Annotated in this window: 2 protein-coding genes; both read left to right on the forward strand. The window is 64.4% G+C overall.

Annotated features, from left to right (window positions below):
* The first annotated feature begins 138 nt into the window (after positions 1-138).
* Positions 139-747 carry a DUF2239 family protein gene (locus AC1D0Z_RS22885; protein ID WP_477660423.1) on the forward strand — a complete coding sequence of 203 codons (609 nt, stop codon included), beginning with the start codon at positions 139-141 and terminating at the stop codon, positions 745-747.
* A partial coding sequence (locus AC1D0Z_RS22890) for a hypothetical protein (RefSeq protein WP_477660424.1) occupies positions 744-953 on the forward strand: 210 nt, incomplete at its 3' end. The genes AC1D0Z_RS22885 and AC1D0Z_RS22890, both read left to right, overlap by 4 nt.

The following is a 953-nucleotide window of genomic DNA, read 5'->3' on the forward strand; positions in this document are numbered from 1 at the left end:
GGTGAAAATATCTCGAGTGCCCTTATTAACCTGGCTCCTGGTGCCTTTGCAATTCAAAACCCGCGTGCCACTTGGGCATCCACAACCCGGAATTTTTCCTTTTTTCATTATTTGACGACCTTCGTTTTTGGCAACTTTATGACCTCTCCGGCCTCTTCCTTTCTCCCCGCACCGCGTACCTTGACAGCCTTCGCCGGCTTCCAGTGCATTGCCGCCGGCCCGCGACTTGAGGTGCTGGCGCGGTTGCGTGCCACGCCGCAGCCCGCCGACATCCTCCTTCGTGTCTTCAACGATGCCAATGGCGAGCGCCTGGACCTCGACTTGCGGCCCGATGCCGTGGACGCGCCCGATGACACGCCAGCCGACCCTGCACCCGCTGAGCCTGAGACGCCGGCCACGCGCCCTGTCGGACGCCCGAGGCTGGGCGTGGTGGCGCGTGAAGTCACCCTGCTTCCGCGGCACTGGGAATGGCTGAGCCGCCAATCTGGCGGTGCCTCTGTTGCGCTGCGCAAGCTCGTTGAAGAAGCCAGCAAGGCCAACGAGGCACGCGACGCGATACGGGCCTCCCGCGAAGCCGCCTACCGTTTCATGTCGGAAATCGCAGGCGACCTGCCCGGCTTTGAGGAAGCCACCCGCGCCCTGTTCGCCGGCGACCAACCTCGTTTTGAGACCCTGGTCGAGCCCTGGCCGGAGGACGTGCGAAGCTACCTCGCCAAACTGGCCTCAGCCAGCTGGAGCGCCGCATGAAACCGCCGGATCTTTCCGCCCTCGACCACCGCCTTGAAACCGAAGTGCATGAGGGTGACGTGCGCGCGGCGGGCGAAATCGCGGCGCCACCGGTTTCCGTGGCAGATCCGGTCCCGCCGCTGGCAACACAGCCCGCGGCGGCAAAACCCGCTTCGCACACCCGGTCCGCATTGAACGACGGTGTGCCGATGTGGAAGACCTTTGCC

The organism is Polaromonas sp. P1_E3, from assembly GCF_056405935.1.